Here is a 19734-nt window from a genome sequence, read left to right as displayed (position 1 = left end):
GATACGATCTAAGCATGCTGCAGCCACTGCAACTCCAAGAGGTGTCGGACCGCTATCCCAGTGAGATCGCGGAACTGCGCGACTTCCTCCTCAAGGCTGGCTCCGTGCCGGCAACGGAGCAATCCCTCCCGGCCATCGTCCTTCGCCTCCAGCGCGACCGCGCCTTTCATCGTGATCTCACCTCCCACCTCTGGGTCGTCATCCATCTCGCCGACCGCACGATCAGCTACGCCGACCTCCTGGGCATACTGGCCATTGCCTCTGCCGGTCCACAGTTCGCAGCCCACGCGCACGAAGACGATGCCCACGCCCTTCTCAAATTTGTGATGGAAGCCCGGCGCGCCCTCGACCACGGCGCAGGCCCGGGAACGGACCACGCCGTCGTTCCATCCCTCGTCGATCCAGTGCCTCTGCGTCAAACTCAGCCCGTCCACCCCCCTCCCGTCTTCATCGCGCCAGTGCCGCCGGCGCATCCAGCCCAGTTGGCGATTGCACGCGAAGAAGAAAACGGCGTCTGGCAAACCAGAACGTCACCGATCCGGTTCTCCTCTCTCGACAACGAAGAACCGGAGAACGCGCGAAGGCCAGTCCTTTGGATTGCTGCCGTGTGCGTCCTCGTCGCTCTGTCCGTCGGCCTTTACCACTTCCGCGCCGCACTGTACCGATCAGCCTCAACCACTCCTGAACTCAGCCCCGCACCGGTCGCAAAAGAAGCAAATCCGACCCCCGCCCCCAGTGCCACCGTGTCTCCAGCCATCCCCCAGGTGATACCCGCGCCCCCCACCACCGCCGCTCACCATCACCCCGCCAAGAAGCATCTCCCCGCCCGATCACACGTCGCCACAGCTTCCCCCGCGCCAGCGCCTCCTTTCACCGCCGCCGCTCCCCCACACCCCGCCACCAGCCAACCTCCCCCGCCACGGCCAAATCCAGCAGCAATAGCCAAGACCACGCCTAAACCTGCTCCGGCCGCAGCGAACTCCTCGGAGTCGGACCGCAGTCACATCGCCCTCACCACCCAGCCTCCTCGTCTCGAGCGCCGAACCCCGGAGCAGCGGGCAGAGCTGAATCCAGGCACCCTCAACAGCACGATCCATGCCACTACCCTGGGAGCGGGTGCCTCCAGCGTCCTCTACAGCCCCGTGCCAGCCTACCCCCAGGCCGCCTCTGACGCTCATGTCCAGGGAGAAGTGAAGGTCCAGGCCCACGTCGACCCCCAGGGCAACGTCGCCTCCGTCCGTGTCATCAGCGGCCCCCCGTTGCTGCGGGAGGCTGCGCTTGAAGCCGCCCAACGCTGGCGCTACCGTCCCAACATGGAAGACGGAGAACCGAACTCCATGAGTGTCATCACCGTCTTCGCCTTCCATCTCCCCTGACCCACCCCGTTCCCCCTTTCCGACATCCAACCTGCCATGATCGTCCTGGCCCTTAACCCCGGTAGCAACTCTCTCAAATTCGACCTCGTCGACGTGTCCCCCCACCAGACCCACGCCGCCGAAGCAAAGAAACTCCTCTCCGGAACCATCGACAACATCGGCAAGCCCACCACACTCGTCCTCACAGAGGGCGACCGGACTCGCGAGATAGAAGGCGACTTCAAAGACTTCACCGCCGCAACCCAGGAATCCCTCAAAGCCCTCGCCGATCGCACATTCGAACTCGCCGCAGTCAGAGTGGTCCACGGCGGCGACACCTTCACCCAAGCCGTCCCCTACGACAGCCATGTTCGAGCCGAAATAGAGCGCCGCGAGCCCCTCGCCCCCCTCCACAACGCCAACTCGCTCAAGGTCATGGATGCGCTCCACGGCGAGTTCCCTGTATCGGTAGCCTTCGACACCGCCTTCCACCACACTCTCCCTGAGATCGCATGGCGCTATCCCATCGACCGCGCCCTTGCCGATCACCTCGGTATCCGCCGCTTCGGCTTCCATGGCCTCTCACATCGCTTCCAGCTCGAACGCTACGCCCACCTGCGCGGCAAGCGCCCCGAAGACTGCATCCTCATCACCACCCATCTCGAAAGCGGCTCCTCCGCCTGCGCCATCCTCAACGGTCGCTCCATCGACACGTCCATGGGCTTCACTCCGCTCGAAGGTCTCATGATGGGTACGCGGTCGGGCTCCGTCGACCCCGCCATCCTCCCCTTCCTGATGAAGCAGCTCAACCTATCCGCCAAGGACGCCCTCAACATCCTCGAAAAGAAGTCCGGTCTCCAAGGCCTATCGGGCATCTCGCTGGACACGCGCATCCTGCGCAAAAGCGACGAACCCGCCGCAAAGTTCGCGCTGGAGCTGTTCGCCTACCGCGCCCTGCACTTTGTAGCGGCCTACCTTGCCGTCCTGGCTTCCACCGGCACACCGGCGGAGGCCGTGATCTTCGGTGGAGGCATCGGGGAAAACACGCCCGAGGTGCGAGCCGGTATCGCTGCAGGCCTCGCTCCGTTTGGCCTGCACTTCGATCCAATCAGGAACGGAAGCGCCACGTCCGGCGACAACCCCCTGCACAGCGAAGCCTCTCTGCTGCAGGCATGGTCCATGAAAGTGGAAGAGGGGCTGCAACTTGCCTACGAGTGCGCCCAAACACTCTGAGCCTCTGCCGCTCCGCATCCGCCCGAGATAAGAGTTTTCCAAACCATAAATCCGCAGCATGACATCCGTACCATAGAGCATCTAGACTGATCCGGCAGCCTCACAGGAGCTTTCATGAATAAGATCGACGCCGTCAACCGCCGCGCCTTCCTCAAAACCGCCGGTCTCGGAGCAGGCATGCTCGCAAGCCTCCCCGCTTCGTCGTTTGGTGAGGGGCATATCATCCACGAGACCGTCGCGCCCTCACAGGACATTGCCCCGACCGCGACGCTCAACTTCGCTGTCTGCGGCATGAGCCACGATCACATCTACGGCATGGTCGGTGCCATCCAGCGCGGAGGCGGTAAATTGGTCGCCTGGTTCGGCGAGGAGCCGGACAAGATCGCGCTCTTCAAGTCACGCTTCCCCGACGTGAAGCAGGTGATGAGCGAACAGGCCATCCTCGACGATCCCAACATCCAGCTCGTCCTCTCCTCCACCGTTGCCAGCCACCGCGCCCAACGCGGAGTCCGCGTGATGAAGCACGGTAAGGACTATCTCTCCGACAAGCCCGGCATCACCACGCTCGCCGACCTCGCCGATATACGCGCCACCATCGCGTCGACCAAACGTATCTACGGCATCATGTACTCCGAGCTGCTCGAGGTGAAGGGTGCCATCAAGGCCGGTGAGCTCGTCCGCGCAGGTGCGATCGGCAAGGTGATCCAGACCATCAACATCGCGCCCCACCAGATCGAGCAGGGAGCCAGCGGCGACAAGTTCGCTGGCGGTGCTTCGAAACGGCCCGACTGGTTCTGGAAGCCGGAGCTCTACGGCGGCATCCTCTGCGACATTGGCTCGCACCAGGTCGAGCAGTTCCTCTACTACACCGGCTCCACGTCGGCTGAGATCGTGGAGTCGCAGGTCGCAAACATCAACCACCCTGGACACCCCGCGTTCCAGGACTTCGGCGACATGGTCCTTCGCGGCGATAAGGGCTTCGGCTATGTCCGGCTCGACTGGTTCACGCCCGATGGCCTCGGCACATGGGGTGATGGACGCCTGTTCATCCTCGGCACACAGGGCTATATCGAGGTGCGCAAGTACACCAACGTTGCCGTCAACAAGTCGGGCAACAACCTGTTCATCGTCGACAAGGACTCGTCGCGCTACATCGACTGCAACAACGTGCCGCTCCCCTTCGGCCCGCAGTTCGTAGCCGACTGCGTGAACCGGACCCACATCGCGCAGGATCAGACCCAGGCCCTGCTTGCCGCCGAACTGGTCATCAAAGCCCAGTTGGCCGCCAAGCACGTAACCATCAAAGCCTAAGCAGAGCAACAGCCCCGGGACGGACATCTTTCGTATGACCCGGGGCCTTTTCTGTTCACATCTGCGCACCCCGCCATCTTCCATCCACGACAGTCCGACGATGCGCGAGCCAAGCGCGTTGCAAAACAAACTTGATCCACGCCAGCGGAAGCAGCCAAGTGAAGGGCGGGTAGCTGTCTCAAATAAACCCTGCAACCCCGCAAAATCGTGTGTCAACCCCCGAAACGACCTAATTCGCTCATTTCAGGACTCTTCCCCATGAACCATCAGTTTCAACCCATCATTTAAAATAGAGACGAAGGGCCCGGCTGCTGCCGGGCCCTTCGTCGTCACTCCTGGAGAAGTCCAGATCTAAGTCCTTATTTTTGAAGACTTTGACAATCTTGGGGAGGGGGAGTGTCTAGAAGTGCAACCGCACCGCAAGTTGCATCTGCCGCGGGCTGTACACGTTGTTGTTGTTCGCTGCGGTGGTCGTCCCGAAGGCCGAGTTGTAGGTCATCCCAGCCGTGTTCGGAGTAGCCGCCGTCCCAGCCGTCAGCGTATAGCCTACCGTGTTCACGCCGGTCACATTGACATGATTCAGGAAGTTGAAGGCCTCGGCCAGCAACTCCAGTTGATACTTGTCCGCGAACGTGATGCTCTTCGAAAGCCGCGTATCCAGCACCTGATCGTTCCGGAAGTGATACTGGTTGCGCCCGGTGATCAGGGTGCGCAACTGGTTGTTGCCCGAGCCATTCACGCTGCCGCCGATGCCGGTGGTCGCCTTCGTCGCGCCCGTGGCAAAGAAGGTCGGCGTGCCACTCGTTGTGAGCGAAAACGGCAGCCCGGTCTGCGCCTGGAAGACAGGAGCGATCTGGAAGCCGTTGAGCAGATACCCCCTCCAGCCCGCAAACTTCCACGGCGCGGAGTACACCGCCGCGAAGACAAACCGGTTCGGCACGTTCTGGTTGGAGTTGCCGTAGTCGAACTTCAGCGTCGTCGGCACAAGCAGATCGTTCACATCGTTCGAGGTCGACGAGTTCTGTCCATAGTCCAGCGCGTGCGACCACGTGTAGTTCGTCATCACCTGCAGGTTATGCGACAAGCGATGATTCAACGCCACCGACAACGCATGATAGCTCGAGGTCACACCGCTGAAGACACGCGTCAGAGAGCCATAGCTGCTATTGAGACGGGCGGTATAGACAATGGAACTGTACGCACTCTTGATAGGGCCCGCGCCCGTGGTATCTGTAATGTTGTACGTTACATTTGCGGTGTTGGTCGTATCGATGTTGGTATCGACGAAGTTCGGCAGTTGCCGTCCGAGGCTGCCGAGATAGGTCACCGAGAACGAGGTATTCCAGCCAAGATCCTGTTGCACCGTCAGGTCCATCTGGTGCACCTGCGGAGCCTGGTAGCCGGTGTCGAAGTAGAACGCATTGGGTTTTGAAGCCGTGCCATTCGGCGTGCTCGCGAAGACATTCGGGAAAGCCGGTGCGCCTGCCGTCGAGGCCGTAAAGGTATAGCTCGTCTGCCCAGCGAGTGAACCAGTGTTCGTCCGTGCGTAGTAGATGGTCGCGTTCAGGATGCGGCCATACAGAAGACCGTAGCCGCCACGCACCGCCGTCTTGCCGTTGCCGAAGACATCGTACGCAAAGCCAACGCGAGGCCCAAGGTTGTTCTTGTCGCTGGGCACAAAACCCGCTCCAGGAGCGGCTCCAACACTGAGCCCTGCCTGCACCGGCGGAAGCCGCTCAAACTCATAGCGCACGCCGAGGTTCAGCGTGAGACGCGGCGTAACCTTCCAGTCGTCGCTGGCAAAGAAGCCGTAGTCGGTTGTCGTGAAGTCGAAGGCAAGCGGCCCGAACGCCTGCACAAAGCTCGCATAACAAGGCAGGCCGGCGCAGGAGTTGGGCTTGTAGTAGTCGGAGAGGAAGGTAGCCGCTGAGGCATAGGTGTAGACGCCATAGGCTGAGCGCTCGAAGTTGGTCTTATCCTGCGTGCGCAGAATGTCGAGGCCGGCCTTGAAGGTATGACGGCCACGCGCGAGCGTTACGGTATCGGCGAACTGCGTCTTGAACTCATTAGGATAGTTTGCGCGAGGCAGAAAGCTTGGCGTGCCCAGCGCAAAGCCGGTCGAGCTTGCGATGGATACTTGCGGCGGCAAACCGAAGACGTTATTCGCAAACGGCTTCTCGAACGCGGGCAGAGGCGTCTGCGCGGTCTGGTAGTCGAGCTCGCGCCCATACTGCGCGCGCAGCTCATTCGCCATGCGTGGCGACAGGACGCTCTGCAGCTTCGCAACCGCCCAGTCTTCCTTCACGTAGTCGTTACCGATGTTGTTCGTGCCCTGCGAGGTTGCGGTGGACGTAGTCGCAACGCCCCCCGGCGATGCCCAGCGCAGCCGGTTGTATTCGATGCTGAAGTGCTGCGACGACGTGATGATCCAGTCGAGCTTCGGAAAGTTGATCACCTGATCCGCGTGTCGCGGCACGATGCCAACTTCAGTCAGCAGACCGGCAAGACCAGCGTTATACTGCGCCGAGCCGCCGGCATAGGTCGTCGCCAGATTAGTCGCCAGCGTGCAGGCCGCGGCATCCGCCGTGGAAGGAGCAGCCGCCCCCGTTCCACCGCACGCCTTGCCTGCAGGCAAAGCGGCATCGGCAGCCGCAAAGAACGTGTTCGGGCTGCCGGCCTGTGCCACCAGAGGGAAGTTCCTCTTGTAGTCGTCGAACGCATAGAACCAGAACAGGCGGTCGTGCAGGAGCGCCCCGCCAACGCCGAAACCGAACTGCTTGCGCCAGTCTTTGATCTTTTGCGGCGCACTGACAAACGCACCGGTCGCGGCCTGCGTCGTGATCAGAGTGTAGGGATTCGTCGCACCACCGAATCCGTTGTCGCGGTCATAGAAGAACAACTCGCCATGGAGTTGATTTGCGCCACTTTTCGTTACAGTATTTACGACTCCGCCCGCAGCGCGCCCATACTCCACCGAATAGTTGGAGTTGTTGACCTGGAACTCCTGGATCGCGGCCTGCGTGGTCGAGTAGCCGGCGCGCGTGCCTCCACGCTCCTGCGCGAAGAAGACCTGGTTGTTGTCAGCGCCATCCACCGTGTTGTTGTTCTGCGTCAACGCCATACCGCGAAAGCTGAGCTGCCCGAAGCCGGTCGAATCGGACGTCACACCCGGCGTGAGCACCGCGAAGTTCGACCAGCGACGCCCGTTGATCGGCAGACTGTCGATCACGGTCTGATTCACATTCGCGGTGAAGTCCGAACTCTCCGTATTGACCGCGCTGCCGGCGCTCGTCACATCCACCACCGCTGAGGTGCCCGCAACGCCAAGCACAGGCCGCAGTTCTGTAATCACACCCACCTGCACCATCACATGCGCGGCTGAATACCCAGCAAAGCCAGGAGCCGCCACGCTGACCGTATACTCTCCCGGAGCAAGCTGCCCCAAGCGAAAATATCCCCGCGCATTGGCCGGCGCCTTCATCTCGGCGCCCGTTCCGTTGTTATGGACGACCACGCCGGCCCCTGCGACAAATGCGCCTTGCGCATCCATGACCGTTGCAGCAATCGCGCCCTCGGTGGAGGACTGCGCATTTCCATTCAAACCAGAGCCCGAGAGTATGAGAACGACAAGGAAGAGCCAGAACTGGAAGCGTGCGGTAGTCATATGGATTCTCCATGAAAGCTTTCATTTGAAAAGCTCAATCTGGCAGGATCAGCCGAATGAAACCTTTCATTGTTCGTTTCACGGAGAATAGTATGGGACCTGCCGCGTGTCAAAACATTTCTTCGTTACAAAATCGCCTCGACCTCAGCACGCGTCGGCATCGACGCCTGCGCACCCGGCTTAGTTACCGAAAGTGCGGCGGCCCTGGCGGCAAACGCGCCTGCCTTCGCGATCCCCATGTCCTCACTCAAACCCGCGGCGAGCGCGCCATTGAAGGTATCTCCCGCCGCCGTCGTGTCCTTCGCCTGCACTGCAACCGGATCGATGGAATACGTATCCCCATCCAGCACATCGATCAACGCGCCACGCTCTCCCAGCTTCAGCACCACGTTACGCGCCCCGAGCCCGCGCAGTTCCGCGACCATGCCGTCACTCGAAACAGCCGCTCCGCCCATATAGAACTCCGCTTCAGTTTCGTTCGGCGTGAACCACTCACAGAGTGCCATCAGACCCGCCGGAAGATCCTGGGCCGGAGCTGGATCGAGCATCAGCGGCACGCCTTCCTCGCGGCAGATCTCCGCAAGCGTCAGCACCGCGCTCAGCGGAATCTCCAACTGCGCGAGTACCAGCCCCGCCTCACGAATCACCGTCCTCTTCGTCGCGATGAACTCGCTCGATACCGCGCCATTCGCGCCCGGAACAACCACGATGGTGTTCTGACCGCCCTCCGCTACCGTGATCACCGCGATTCCCGAAGGCCCGTATTCGATGCCTACATGCGAGCAGTCGACGCCGTGGCCCTCGAGCTGGCGGATCGACTCCGACCCAAACGAGTCCGACCCAACTTTGCCGATCATCGCGACCTTCGCGCCCAGCCTCGCAGCCGCCACAGCCTGGTTTGCACCCTTGCCGCCCTGATACGTATCGAACGTGCGCCCGGTGATCGTCTCGCCCTTTAGCGGCAGGTGCTTCGTCGTTACAACAAGATCCGAATTGATACTTCCCACGACAACAATCGGCTTCATCCAGGCTCCCAGACAATCAATAAATCGGACTCAACGCCAGAGCACCAAGCCCCAGCACAAACAACACGAACATCGCCGCAAGATACATCTTCGCTTTGAACGAGGCACCCGCAAACTCGTGCCAGATAAAGACTCCCCAGATCGCCGAGATCATCGTCGCGCCCTGTCCCAGAGCATACGACACCGCCGACCCCACCGAGTGCGCACGCGACGCCGTAAAGCTGGCCACACCACCCGTGGCCCAGATGATGCCGCCAAGAATGCCGCACAAATGCCACGCAGGCCGTGCGGCGAAGTACTCCGACATGGACAGTGGCGCGCTTCCATTCACCGGCTTCTTCATCAGAATCAGGTTTACAGGAATGTTCGAAATCACCGCGCCGCAGATAAACAGAAATGCAATGGTGTACGGCCCGGCGATGTAGCCCGGCCCGGACATCGACCGTGTCACCAGCGGGTAAAACGTCCCCATCAGCGCGCCCGCGATCAAGCTGACAACGATGCCGCGGGTCTGAACCTTGCCTGCTCCGCCGGAGCGTTGCCGGTACGCCATCGCATCGCACACGATCGCCGCGGCCACCAGCACCACACCGCCCAGCACAAGCTTCGGGTTGCCTGCGGGAGCAAGCAAGTAGCCTCCCGCAGATCCAATAACCAGCGCGAGCCCAATGCCGATGGGGAACGCCACCGCCATGCCCGCGATGTCGATCGCAGCCACCAAGAGGAGGTTGGCGACGTTGAATACCGCTCCACCCGCCGCCGCCCACACGATACTCGCAAGCCCAACCTTGCCCAGGTCCTCGAGAAACGGAACGCCACTCGTACCCATGCTGCCAAGCGTGAACGCCCACACCAGTGCACCCACCACCAGGCCAATCGTGTAGTCCCAGTAAAACAACGGAAAGGGAAACTTGGGGCACAGCTTCAGCGTATTCGCCCACGATCCCCAGCACACCATGCTGACAACCATGAACGCCAGAACCACTCCGTACTGCTCAGGCTGATACATCGCAAACGACCTTTCGACTACTCCACCGTGAAACCTTTCAACCGATAGAACCATAAGGCTCTATACTGGCCGGAGTCAACACGTTTCGATGAAGTAGGGGTCCAGAGCACAGATGGCAAACATGAAAGAGATCGCCCGTCTCTCCAGGGTCTCTCTCGGCACCGTATCCAACGTCCTCAGCGGCCTCCCAACCGTCAGCGAACCCCTTCGGCTGCGCGTCATGGCCGCCGTTGAGTCGCTGGGCTACCAGCCCAACCAGCTCGCCCGCGGACTGCGACGCGACAAGACCAACATCATCGGGATGATCATCTCCGATGTTTCGAACCCCTTCTTCCCTGCCGTCGTCAAAGGCGCCGAAGACACCGCGTTCAACAACGGCTATCGCCTGTTTCTTTGCAACTCCGACAACAACTTCGCCAAGGAAGAAACGTATCTTCGCGAGTTACAAACGTATCTGCCCTCCGGACTCATCATCATGACGTCCGATATCAAGGGGTCAACCAAACTCGCCGAGGCCTATCGTGCAGCGGGATCCCATGTCGTGTACGTCGACCGCCTTCCGCATCAGTGGGACGGCGACACCGTCACCAGCATGAACGAGCAGGGTTCCTACGACGCAACGAAGTACCTGCTCTCTCTCGGCCACAAACGTCTCGCCATGATCAGCGGACCTTCGCTCCTCACCAACTCCGGCGAGCGAGTCGCCGGCTTTCGGCACGCCCTCGAAGAGGCGAAGATCAAGCTGCCTGCGAAGTACATCCAGGAAGGCGACTTCAACAAGCAAAGCGGCTACGAGAAGGCCTGCTTCCTGCTCCAGATGGACCCGCGCCCGACCGCGATCTTCGCCGCAAACGACCTATTAGCCTTCGGAGCGATGAACGCGATCCGCGACATGGGATTGCGGTGCCCGGAGGATATATCGGTGATCGGCTTCGACAACCTCGACCTCGCCGAAGTGGTCACGCCTCCCCTGACATCCGTCGAACAGTCTGGCTACAACCTCGGCGCCGTCGCCGCGCAGTTGATCGCGGACCGCATCCGTGGCGACGGGAGTCCCCGCCGCGCGCACGTGCTGCCCACAACGCTGAAGCTACGGGCGTCCGTCGCGAAAGTTCCCAAAGAAAAAGCAACCAGAAAAATCACAAAATGAGGAACGGCCGATCACGCCGCTCCAGCAGCCCATCCGGCAATCTGGTTCCAAAGCCGCCCATAGTGCTCCCAGGCCACAAACTCGGGTGGAGCCCAATGAGGCGCACAGTCCGATGTGAACGCCACGCCGCGCCCTTTGCCAAAGCGCCCCGCTACAAGCAGTGGATACCCACCCGCAGACGCGACCGTCTCCGCTTCAGGAGCGGCCTCCACCGCGTTCAGCCCAAGCAGGTGTGGCCATGCGCCGGTTACCCCTGCCAGCATGGCGTGCGTGTCCATCTCCGCACGCGGAGCAAGCCCCTGCGGAGCTTCCACACGATCGTCCCCCGCCCTCATCTTCACCGGTAGCACATCTTCCACGGGAGAGCCCTGGTAACGCGCCTTGCCTTCGATCCCCTGGAAGGTCATATACCCGCCAATCATGACCAGGCCGCCGCCCGCGACAACATACTCGCGGATCGCCTCCAGCCGGTTCGGCAGCGCCTTCGACTTCGAAAACGTCTCCGGATGCAACAGCAGCGTATTGGCCCCGATATCGCTCAGCATCACGCAATCGTACTCGCCCAGCTCCTCTGCAGTCATTGGAAAGCTCCGCGCCGCCACGTGCGCCGGCTGGTAGACGACCGTGTGCCCATGCGCCTCGAGCGCACGCCGTAGCGCGTCGATTCCCTCCGCATACTCCGTCGTTGTAAAACTGTCGAAGCCCTTCTGATGAATGCTGTGTACCGTCCACGACTCGCCCGCGATCAAAATCTTCATAGGTACCTTTCCCTGTTATCAATCAAAAGCACTTACCAGACGACCGGGTGCGTCTCGCCCGTCTGCACATTGACGAATCCCTGGGGAGCGAGTTCGCACGGCGCTACCAGCACCCATCTCCACGGGCTGCACGTCAACGTCGCGAACTTCAGGAACTCCGGAAACCCCGGCTGCCAGAGGCTCTCCGCGCTCGGCTCGTACATCCATTCGATCTCATTCGCGACCTCGTAGAACGCCTGCATCTCCGCGTCGAGCACTTCGGCAGGCCGCGCCGTCATCAAGCCTCCGATCTCGAAACTGACGTTCGCCACGACGACGCCGTCACGCACAAGGGCGTAACCTCCGCCCGTCTCGCGCAGATGATTCACCGCCATCGCCATCGCCTCATCACACGACCCGACAGCCCAAATGTTGTGTGAATCATGTGCCACCGAGCACGCAACGGCAACACGCTCCGTCTTCGGCCCGCAGCCCAGCCAGAACATCGAGGCTGTCTTCGCGTCGCCATGGTAACGGTCGACGATCGCGAACTTCGTAATGCCACGCGAGGTATCGCGCAGGACCGCGCCATCCGCCACCGGAAGCTCATACGTCATGAAGTCCGCATTCCAGTGGAAGGGCCGAATCACCACAGCCTGCATCGTCTCGCGCCCCGGTGCAGCGGCGATACGAAAGTCATCCGCGGTCATGGAGCGGTCGATGCGAATCGTATCCGTCGCCCACCCCGGCCACGCGATCTTCGGCAGCGGCCCAACATACTTTCCCGCCTCGGCAGCGAGCTTGCCATCCGCGTACACCGCAGCGATGTGCAACGTGCTCACATCGTCGAGAAGCACGATATCCGCAAACCGTCCCGGCGCAATGCTTCCCACCCATGCATCGATCCGCATATGCCGGGCCGGATGCAGCGTCACGCACTGAATGGCGATCTCTGGAGCCAGACCGAGCGCCATCGCAGCCCGCGCATTGTGATCCGTCGCCCCAAGCCTCAACGTGTCCGATGCACTGCGGTCGTCCGTGGTGAAGGCTACGTTCGACCAGTCCTTCAACTGCTCGATCAACGTTGGCAGAACCTTCGTGAAACAGAAGTACCGCATCTCGACAAACAGCCCGCAGGCAAGCTTGTCGAGCACCTCCTGCGCCTCCCACACTTCATGGTCCGAACTCAGACCCGCCGCCGCAAACCCCGCGATCTCATGCCTCTCCCGCAGGCCGGAACCATGCCCCTCGACCACACCGCGCTGCTCGATCGTCGCCTCAATCATCCCCCAGATGCGCTGATACGAGGGGTTCGCTGGATCCCACACCGCAGGCCAGTCCATCACCTCATCGAGCCCCGTCGCAGTAATGTCCTCACGCAGAAAGCGGCTCTGCTCCTCGTAACCGTAGTGCCCGCCGCTCGACTCATACGCCGTCGGAGGCACCGCCGAACCCGGCTGCAGAAAGATCTTCAGCGGCGATCCCGCCTCGCGCGCCTTCCTCCAGAACTCCGCGTTCTTCGCGCCGTTCACATTCGCGAACTCGTGGCTTGCCTCGCACGTCCACGTGTTGCCGTGCCGAATCACAAGAGCGGCTTCATACTCGGGCGTCAGGTACGTGCTCTCAATGTGCTTGTGTACCTCCCCAAACCCAGGCACAGCGCTCAGATGCGGGTACTCGACACGCCCACGCACCTCACCCCGATATGTCCCTGCCGGTCCGACCCACGCGATGCGACGTCCGCTGATGACAATCTCCTGATCGTCAAGCCAGGTCCGCGAATGGACAGCCAGCAGACGTCCCACGCGAATCGCCAGATCCGCCGGACGTTTGCCCAGCGCGACCAATGTCAGGTGCTGCCGAATCGCCACATCGGAGGCTGCGGTCAGGATCAAATCGTCAGGAAGTGCCTGCTGAATGAAAGCTTTCATTTGATGACAACCGTATGCAATCACACGGTCCCTGTCAACTTCCATTTACTGAGGCTTGTAAATCTCCGACTGGTAAACGCGCGCACACGACTGTCCATACGTGCACAGAACAACCAGTTCGTTCAGGTTCTCCGGATGCTCCGCCACGGCCTTCGCCACCTGGTCATCCCCGATCGCGACCACATACGCCGCATGCTGCGCCGGAGACGCGAGCGCCGCGTGGAAGCTGTCGTAGTCGGTCTCATTGATCGTCTGCTTCAGCGGAATCTTCGCCATCTGCAGCGCGCCCACATGATCCGACTCATACATCAGGATCGGCACGCCGGCCTGGAATGTGCCCAGCTCACGCGCGATGGACTCCTCGAACGGTATGCGCGTCTTCGAGTTGTTCAGCGCCTCTGCGAGTACCAGCGGAACCTTATACGTCATAACCACCGCACTCACCGCAACAAGAGCCAGCGTAATCGGCTGCAGCAGACGAGCAACAAGCGGCTTCGTCGCCGTCAGTCGAGCCTCAAGCGCAGCTAGCGCAAACACGGAAAACAATGCGAGCGCGGGCAGAAGCTCCATCCCGTAGCGCGAATTGTAGTACGCATGCGGCCACAGGTTCGGGATAAAAATCGGCACCGATCCCCACGAGATGGAATACATGTAAAACGGCAGAGGCAGCCACAACAGGAGCGTCATCAGCACCTCACGCCCGTACGGCTGGCTCTCGCCCAGCAATCCATGCAACGCCCCATCGCGCGTCACCATCGCCGCCTCGCGCATGAACGCCGCAGCCCGCCGCACCACCAGCACTAGTCCGGCAAGAGCAGCAGTCATCGTGACAAACCCGAACTCCCACGCCGTCGAATCCACCTGCGCGGTGCGGGTGTAGAACAGCAGACTCCATCCGGGATTGTGCCATCCACGATGATGCTGCGCGCCCGGAGCCTTGGTCCTCAGATCGATAGCATAGGCCGAGTAAGGCCCGCGCATGAAGTCCAGCGGATCGTGAAAGTAGTGGGCGTTGAAGACCAGCCACGAGATCGGCCCGAATATGGTGATCAGCGTGAACAGCGCGAACGCGCCCATGTTGCGCCGCAGCAGGTCGCGGTCGCGACTCAGTTGCCATGTCAGAATCAGCCATACAACCGCGCCCAGGATCCATCCGTCGTAGCGCGTATAGACCGCCGCCAAAATCAGCAGGCCAATCACGATGAGCTTTCCGCCGAGCTTCGCCTGCTTGGCGCGAATGGCCGCCACGGTCTCGAGCGTCAGCAGCGTCATCCAGATAAGCAACGCCAGAAACAGCGGCTCGGTCATCGCCGTCGTCGCCAGATACAGCAGGTTCGGATTCAGCGCATAGAAGCACGTCGCCGCAAACGCCCAACGTGGCACCAGCAAGCGCCGGCACAACCGGTAGAAACCCACCACGCCCAGCATGTAGAACAGCATCGACGGAAATGCGCCCGCCAGGCCATTCTGCCACCAGTCGATTCTCTGCACGAAGGGCAGCATTACGAGGTGCGGCAGCGGAAGCCAAACGCCGCCAAACTGCTCCAGCCCCGGGTTGCGCGTGTCGATGATCCGGCGAGCAATGCCAAGATGCGCAACGGCATCACCATACAACAACAGATAGCCTTTGCTCACACATACCAGCAGAGCCACGAAGGCCAGCACGGTCGCGGCCAGCGCCACCGGCATCGTCTCCTCGCGCGTTGCTGGACGGATCAGGTTTGGAAAGGGATCGGGCTTATAGCGACTGCTGCGGTACGACGCGGGCTTGGAGGTGGAGGACTTTGGACGGGCCATATCTAAGTTCCATTCTAGTCCTCCACCCATCCCCAGATTTAGGACAGGTGAGAGATCTCGCGGAAGAGCTCGAACCGCGCGTCGATCTCTTCCTTCGTCAGCGTCTCCAACCGTTTCGTGCCGAACTGCTCGCACGTGAACGATCCCATGACGCCGCCATAGAACATTGCCGTCCGAAACCCCTCGGGCGAGAACACCGGCTGCGAAGCCAGGTATCCATAGAATCCACCGGCAAATGAGTCACCAGCTCCCGTAGGGTCCACGACCTCAGCCAGAGGCATCGCAGGTGCCCGGAATGGAGCGGGAGTCTTACCTGGAGTGCCTGCAATCGGCGGAAACGCCCGGTCCGAGAAGTATCCCGTTGCGCCATACTCGCCGTGCTTGACGACCACCGACTTCGGCCCCAGCTTCATCACCTTCTCCGCCGCCTTGAAGCCGTTTGTCTCACCCGACAACATCCGTGCCTCGCCGTCGTTGATCAGCAGGACGTCGAGCTCCTTCAGCACCAACTTCAGGTTCTCCGTATGGTCGGCGATCCAGTAGTTCATCGTGTCGCCGCACACCATCTTCACCCCTGGCATGGCCTTGCGTACCTCGGCCTGCAGCACCGGGTCGATATTCGCGAGGAACAGGTAGTCCGAATCCGCATACGCTGCGGGGATCTTTGGCGAGAACGTAGCGAACACGTTCAGGTCCGTACCCAGCGTCTTGGCCTCGGCCAGATTGCCCGAGTAAGAGCCTGTCCAGTGAAAGGTAAGTCCCGGCGCATGCTCGATGCCGGTCGTATCGACGCCACGCTTCGTCATCACGGCTTCGTGCTCGACGGTAAAGTCCTCACCGACCACGCCAATGACGCGTACATCGGTAAAGAAGCTCGCGGCGAGTGAGAAGTACGTCGCAGCACCGCCAAGAATCTTTTCAGCCTTGCCCGAAGGCGTCTCTAATGTATCGAACGCCACCGAACCAACAACGAGAATCGACATGTAAACCCCAGTTCTAAGTTGTGCGTTGTCAGTTCTAAGTTTTAGCGATTACTAACAACTGGCAACTTAGAACTGACAACTGTCTTACAGATACTTCCCGAACAGCACCTTCAGCTTGGCCTTCGCGGCCTCCGGAATCACACTGCGGTCCGTCATAATCGCGAACTTTGCGGCGGTCTGCGCAGGGCTAGCGCTCAGGTCCGTAGGCAGCAGACGAATCGCCGCCTTCACCACCTTCTGCGCGTTCTCCGAGTTCTGATGCATCACCGCGATCACCTGATCGACCGTGACATCATCATGCCCTTCGCGCCAGCAGTCGTAGTCGGTCACCATCGCCAGCGTCGCATAGCTGATCTCGGCCTCGCGAGCCAGCTTTGCCTCCTGCAAATTCGTCATGCCGATCACATCCGCACCCCAACTCCGGTACAGGTTCGACTCGGCGCGCGTCGAAAACTGCGGCCCTTCCATGCAGATGTAAGTGCCGCCCTTCTTACCGACGACCCCCACCTCTTCGCACGCCTTCACAAACGTATCGACGACCAGCGGACACACCGGATCACCAAACCCAACATGCCCCACGATGCCGTCCCCAAAGAACGTAGCGCTCCTTGCGAACGTGCGGTCGATGAACTGGTCGGGAATGACAAAATCCGTCGGCTTATGCTCCTCCTTCAGCGACCCAACGGCCGACACCGAAAGAATGCTCGTCACGCCCAGTGACTTCAGCGCGTAGATGTTCGCTTTGAAGTTCAGCTCCGACGGCAGAATGCGGTGTCCCTTGCCGTGCCGCGCCAGAAACGCAACTTTGCGCCCTTCGAGGGTGCCCAACACCAGCGGGTCGCTCGGTGCTCCAAACGGTGTCTCAATGGCAACTTCTTCAATGCCGGTAAGCCCAGGCATCGAGTAAAGCCCGCTGCCTCCGATGATTCCAATCTCTGCCGTATGCACGTGCCATCTCCTTCGTAGCGACTAGCGCTGTAAGCCTTGTGAAGTATACCGTTCCTCCGACCGCAGCATCCCGAAGGAAGCCCCCAGATGCGTGAGCGAATGTGTCAGATCGTGCACAGGCTCCTGAGCCTGCATGATCGGTCCGCTCGACTGCACCTCACCGATCGCGTCCCGCATCGCCCTTGCCTTCGCGAGCGGAAAGCCCTCAAATGTAAAAACCGTGTTGCCCTGAATCGTCAGCAGCACGTCGCCTTCGGTCGTCGTGTATACCTGCTCCGAGTCATCCGCTTCATCCTTCTCACGCCTCTTCAGCCCGGAGTACTTCCGCGCCAGTTGCCCCGCATACACCCGGAGAAACGACCGCGCCGAATCCTCGTTCTGCCACCGCGAGACGTACAACAACGCGATCGAAGCAGGCGACTGCTTATCCGCCGCATCGTTCCTCTGCGCCGCGTAGTACATGCCTCCGTACCACTGCGTCGAGAGGGCATCCGCAATCTGCCGTCCCCCGAAGAGCTCGGTCAAAATACGCACATCCAGCTCGCCCATCACGCCAATGTCGTAGAAGCTATAGTCCGGCGCGAGCATGGGCCTCAGGTCCGGCAGGCGCAGCATCGGCACCGCGGCATGGCTCAGGTACGCCTGCGGATGAATGACCTCAAACGTCGAACTCGGCGGATTCGCCAGTGTCCCGGCAAACGCCGCCTCGCGCCCACCCTTGGCCAGCACCGCAGCCTCAAACGCCAGACCCGCGGAGTAAGGGAACATCAGCGTCTGCTGCAGCAACAGAGGAGCCCGCGCCATCACCGGCGAGTCCGCATTGTCCGCCACAGTATCCTTCAGCCGCTCGCCCATCTCGGGTGCGTCCGCCAGCGTCTTCCCCGTCGGCTTCAGCGAATAGTCGATGAACGTGACCATCGCCTGGCCCTCCGTCACCGACTCCCGCGCCGCGCCCGATTCATCGACGGCCAGCCTCTGGTTGTCCTCGAGCATCGTCTTCGGCGGAGCATCCGGCGTCAGGTCCGACCATGTCACCAGGTCCACCTTCATGTCCTGCAGAGCGTGCGTCAGCTCATGCGCCAGCACCGGCTTCTGCTCGTCGGGCGCCACATAGTCCAGCAGGTTCACGGTCTTCGTCTTCTCGTCATAGAATCCCGCAATCTGCTCGGTCAGCAGACGGATCAGGAACGGCCGCAACTGAAAGTCCCGCTCCAGCAGACCGAACTTCTTCAGCACAATCTCGCCGTGCTCCATTCGTTTGGTCGCTTCGTCTTCATCGAACTTCTTCTGCAGATACTTCGTCACCTCGGCCCGCGACACCAGCTTCCGTTTCACCGGATGCGTGATCGGCAGCTTCGTATCTTTGCTCACGAAGTCCAGAATTTCGTCCACCGAGGCAAGCAGCGCCTTCGCCTGCTCCCTGGTCAGCGGGGCCTGTGGCGTATCCGCCTTCTGTGCTGGAGCGGAGAGGGAAAAAACTGCGGCGGCAAAGAAAGCGGCGGCAAATCGTCTCATTCGGACCGGCCCTAAGCCGGGTACTGCGGGCAATGCCACCGTGTGGGCCTCCGTGATTGCTATCATTACAGTGTACTTTGACGTTTGGTGGCTATGAACCTTTCCCATGAAGTTCGGTACCTGTTGGAGGCCGCTGGCGTCTGGTCCCTCGACGATCTCGGCTGGATCCGCATCACCGGCGAAGACCGTGTTCGCTGGCTCAACGGGATGGTGACCAACTCCATCCAGGACCTCAAGCCCGGTCACGGCAACTATAGCTTCGCGCTCAACGCCCAGGGACGCATCCAGGGTGACCTCAACACCTACGCCGAAGCCGACGCCCTGATGCTCGAAACCGCCCGCACCCAGGTGCCTGCGCTGATGACCCTCCTCGACAAGTTCATCATCATGGACGACGTGGAGCTCGCCGACGTTTCACTTGGACGCGTAGGAATCGGTCTTGCCGGGCCAAAGGCCCTCAAGGTCCTTGAAATCTCCGGTCACCACGTACCGCTTCCCGGCCAGCGCCTTCAGACCCTCTCCGACGGCGTCGTCATTGACATCATCGGCACCTACAGCCCGCTCGTCCCCCGCTTCGAGATCTGGGCCGACGAGCTGACCATCTCCCGTATCCTCCCCCTGCTTGCCGCCGCGGCCCAGGTTGAGGACGGAGGCCCCGTCTCGGCGGAGGCCGTCGAATCCCTCCGGCTCCTCGAAGTCACGCCGAAATACGGCACCGATATTCGCGACAAGGACCTACCACAGGAGACCAACCAGACCCGCGCCCTGCACTTCGCCAAGGGCTGCTACCTTGGCCAGGAGATCGTCGAGCGCATCCGCTCCCGTGGTGCCGTTCATCGCAGTTTTCAAGCCTTCCGCCTCGAAGGCACCCTACCCGCCCCCGGCACGCCGCTCGAAGTGGACGGTAAAGTCGTCGGCGAACTCACCAGCACCGGCGACGTCCCGGGCCACGGCCTCATCGGCCTCGGCTTCGTCCGCCGCGAGTTCGTCGAGCGCAACGCCGCTATCCTCTACGCTGGTGGCCGCGCCGCACCCACCGCCTCCCCCAAAGCATCTTAAAGTTCCAAAGCACCGAA

General features: G+C 61.2%; 14 protein-coding genes. 5 read left to right on the top strand and 9 right to left on the bottom strand.

Going from position 1 to position 19734, the window contains the following annotated elements; genetic code table 11:
• Positions 1–14: 14 nt before the first annotated feature.
• From BM400_RS07820 to BM400_RS07810, 3 genes are all read left to right on the top strand, one after another.
• A complete protein-coding gene (locus BM400_RS07820) occupies positions 15–1376 on the top strand; it encodes a TonB family protein (RefSeq protein WP_089838214.1) in 1362 nt (453 codons plus the stop codon).
• A gap of 36 nt (positions 1377–1412) precedes the next feature.
• Positions 1413–2588, top strand: a complete 1176-nt coding sequence (locus BM400_RS07815; protein WP_089838211.1) for an acetate/propionate family kinase — start codon at positions 1413–1415, stop codon at positions 2586–2588.
• 114 nt (positions 2589–2702) lie between these two features.
• Positions 2703–3899: a Gfo/Idh/MocA family protein gene (locus tag BM400_RS07810; protein WP_141223843.1), complete on the top strand. Its 1197-nt coding sequence runs from the start codon at positions 2703–2705 to the stop codon at positions 3897–3899.
• Positions 3900–4299: 400 nt separating this feature from the next.
• Here BM400_RS07810 and BM400_RS07805 read toward each other — a convergent pair whose 3' ends face one another.
• The 3 genes from BM400_RS07805 to BM400_RS07795 all read right to left on the bottom strand — a co-directional run bounded on the left by BM400_RS07805 (position 4300) and on the right by BM400_RS07795 (position 9597).
• Positions 4300–7563 carry a TonB-dependent receptor gene (locus tag BM400_RS07805; protein ID WP_089838208.1) on the bottom strand — a complete coding sequence of 1088 codons (3264 nt, stop codon included), beginning with the start codon at positions 7561–7563 and terminating at the stop codon, positions 4300–4302.
• A 125-nt stretch (positions 7564–7688) separates the two neighbouring features.
• The gene (gene rbsK / locus BM400_RS07800; RefSeq protein ID WP_089838206.1) at positions 7689–8588 is read right to left on the bottom strand and encodes a ribokinase; all 900 of its coding nucleotides are present in this window, start codon (positions 8586–8588) and stop codon (positions 7689–7691) included.
• A 16-nt stretch (positions 8589–8604) separates the two neighbouring features.
• Positions 8605–9597, bottom strand: a complete 993-nt coding sequence (locus BM400_RS07795; protein WP_089838204.1) for a GRP family sugar transporter — start codon at positions 9595–9597, stop codon at positions 8605–8607.
• Positions 9598–9709: 112 nt separating this feature from the next.
• Between BM400_RS07795 and BM400_RS07790 the strand changes: the two genes are divergently transcribed.
• Positions 9710–10747: a LacI family DNA-binding transcriptional regulator gene (locus tag BM400_RS07790; protein ID WP_245781745.1), complete on the top strand. Its 1038-nt coding sequence runs from the start codon at positions 9710–9712 to the stop codon at positions 10745–10747.
• An 11-nt stretch (positions 10748–10758) separates the two neighbouring features.
• On the opposite strand, the gene BM400_RS07785 is transcribed toward BM400_RS07790, so the two are convergent.
• The 6 genes from BM400_RS07785 to BM400_RS07760 all read right to left on the bottom strand — a co-directional run bounded on the left by BM400_RS07785 (position 10759) and on the right by BM400_RS07760 (position 18658).
• Positions 10759–11505 carry a glutamine amidotransferase gene (locus BM400_RS07785; protein ID WP_089838202.1) on the bottom strand — a complete coding sequence of 249 codons (747 nt, stop codon included), beginning with the start codon at positions 11503–11505 and terminating at the stop codon, positions 10759–10761.
• 32 nt (positions 11506–11537) lie between these two features.
• Positions 11538–13415: an adenine deaminase gene (locus BM400_RS07780; protein WP_089838199.1), complete on the bottom strand. Its 1878-nt coding sequence runs from the start codon at positions 13413–13415 to the stop codon at positions 11538–11540.
• 45 nt (positions 13416–13460) lie between these two features.
• Positions 13461–15212 (bottom strand): ArnT family glycosyltransferase, encoded by a 1752-nt coding sequence (locus BM400_RS07775; protein ID WP_089838197.1) that lies wholly within the window; start codon positions 15210–15212, stop codon positions 13461–13463.
• A 38-nt stretch (positions 15213–15250) separates the two neighbouring features.
• Complete coding sequence (locus BM400_RS07770; protein WP_089838195.1) at positions 15251–16195, bottom strand: PfkB family carbohydrate kinase; 945 nt, start codon at positions 16193–16195, stop codon at positions 15251–15253.
• 84 nt (positions 16196–16279) lie between these two features.
• A complete protein-coding gene (mtnP, locus tag BM400_RS07765) occupies positions 16280–17143 on the bottom strand; it encodes an S-methyl-5'-thioadenosine phosphorylase (RefSeq protein WP_089838192.1) in 864 nt (287 codons plus the stop codon).
• 21 nt (positions 17144–17164) lie between these two features.
• Complete coding sequence (locus tag BM400_RS07760) at positions 17165–18658, bottom strand: hypothetical protein (protein ID WP_089838190.1); 1494 nt, start codon at positions 18656–18658, stop codon at positions 17165–17167.
• 93 nt (positions 18659–18751) lie between these two features.
• On the opposite strand from BM400_RS07760, the gene ygfZ reads away from it, so the two are divergent.
• A complete protein-coding gene (ygfZ, locus tag BM400_RS07755; protein ID WP_089838188.1) occupies positions 18752–19717 on the top strand; it encodes a CAF17-like 4Fe-4S cluster assembly/insertion protein YgfZ in 966 nt (321 codons plus the stop codon).
• The last annotated feature ends 17 nt before the right edge of the window (positions 19718–19734 follow it).

This window comes from Granulicella pectinivorans, assembly GCF_900114625.1.
GTDB lineage: Bacteria > Acidobacteriota > Terriglobia > Terriglobales > Acidobacteriaceae > Edaphobacter > Edaphobacter pectinivorans.
The sequence above is the reverse complement of the archived record's forward strand: the minus strand, read 5'-3'. Positions and strand labels throughout refer to the sequence as shown.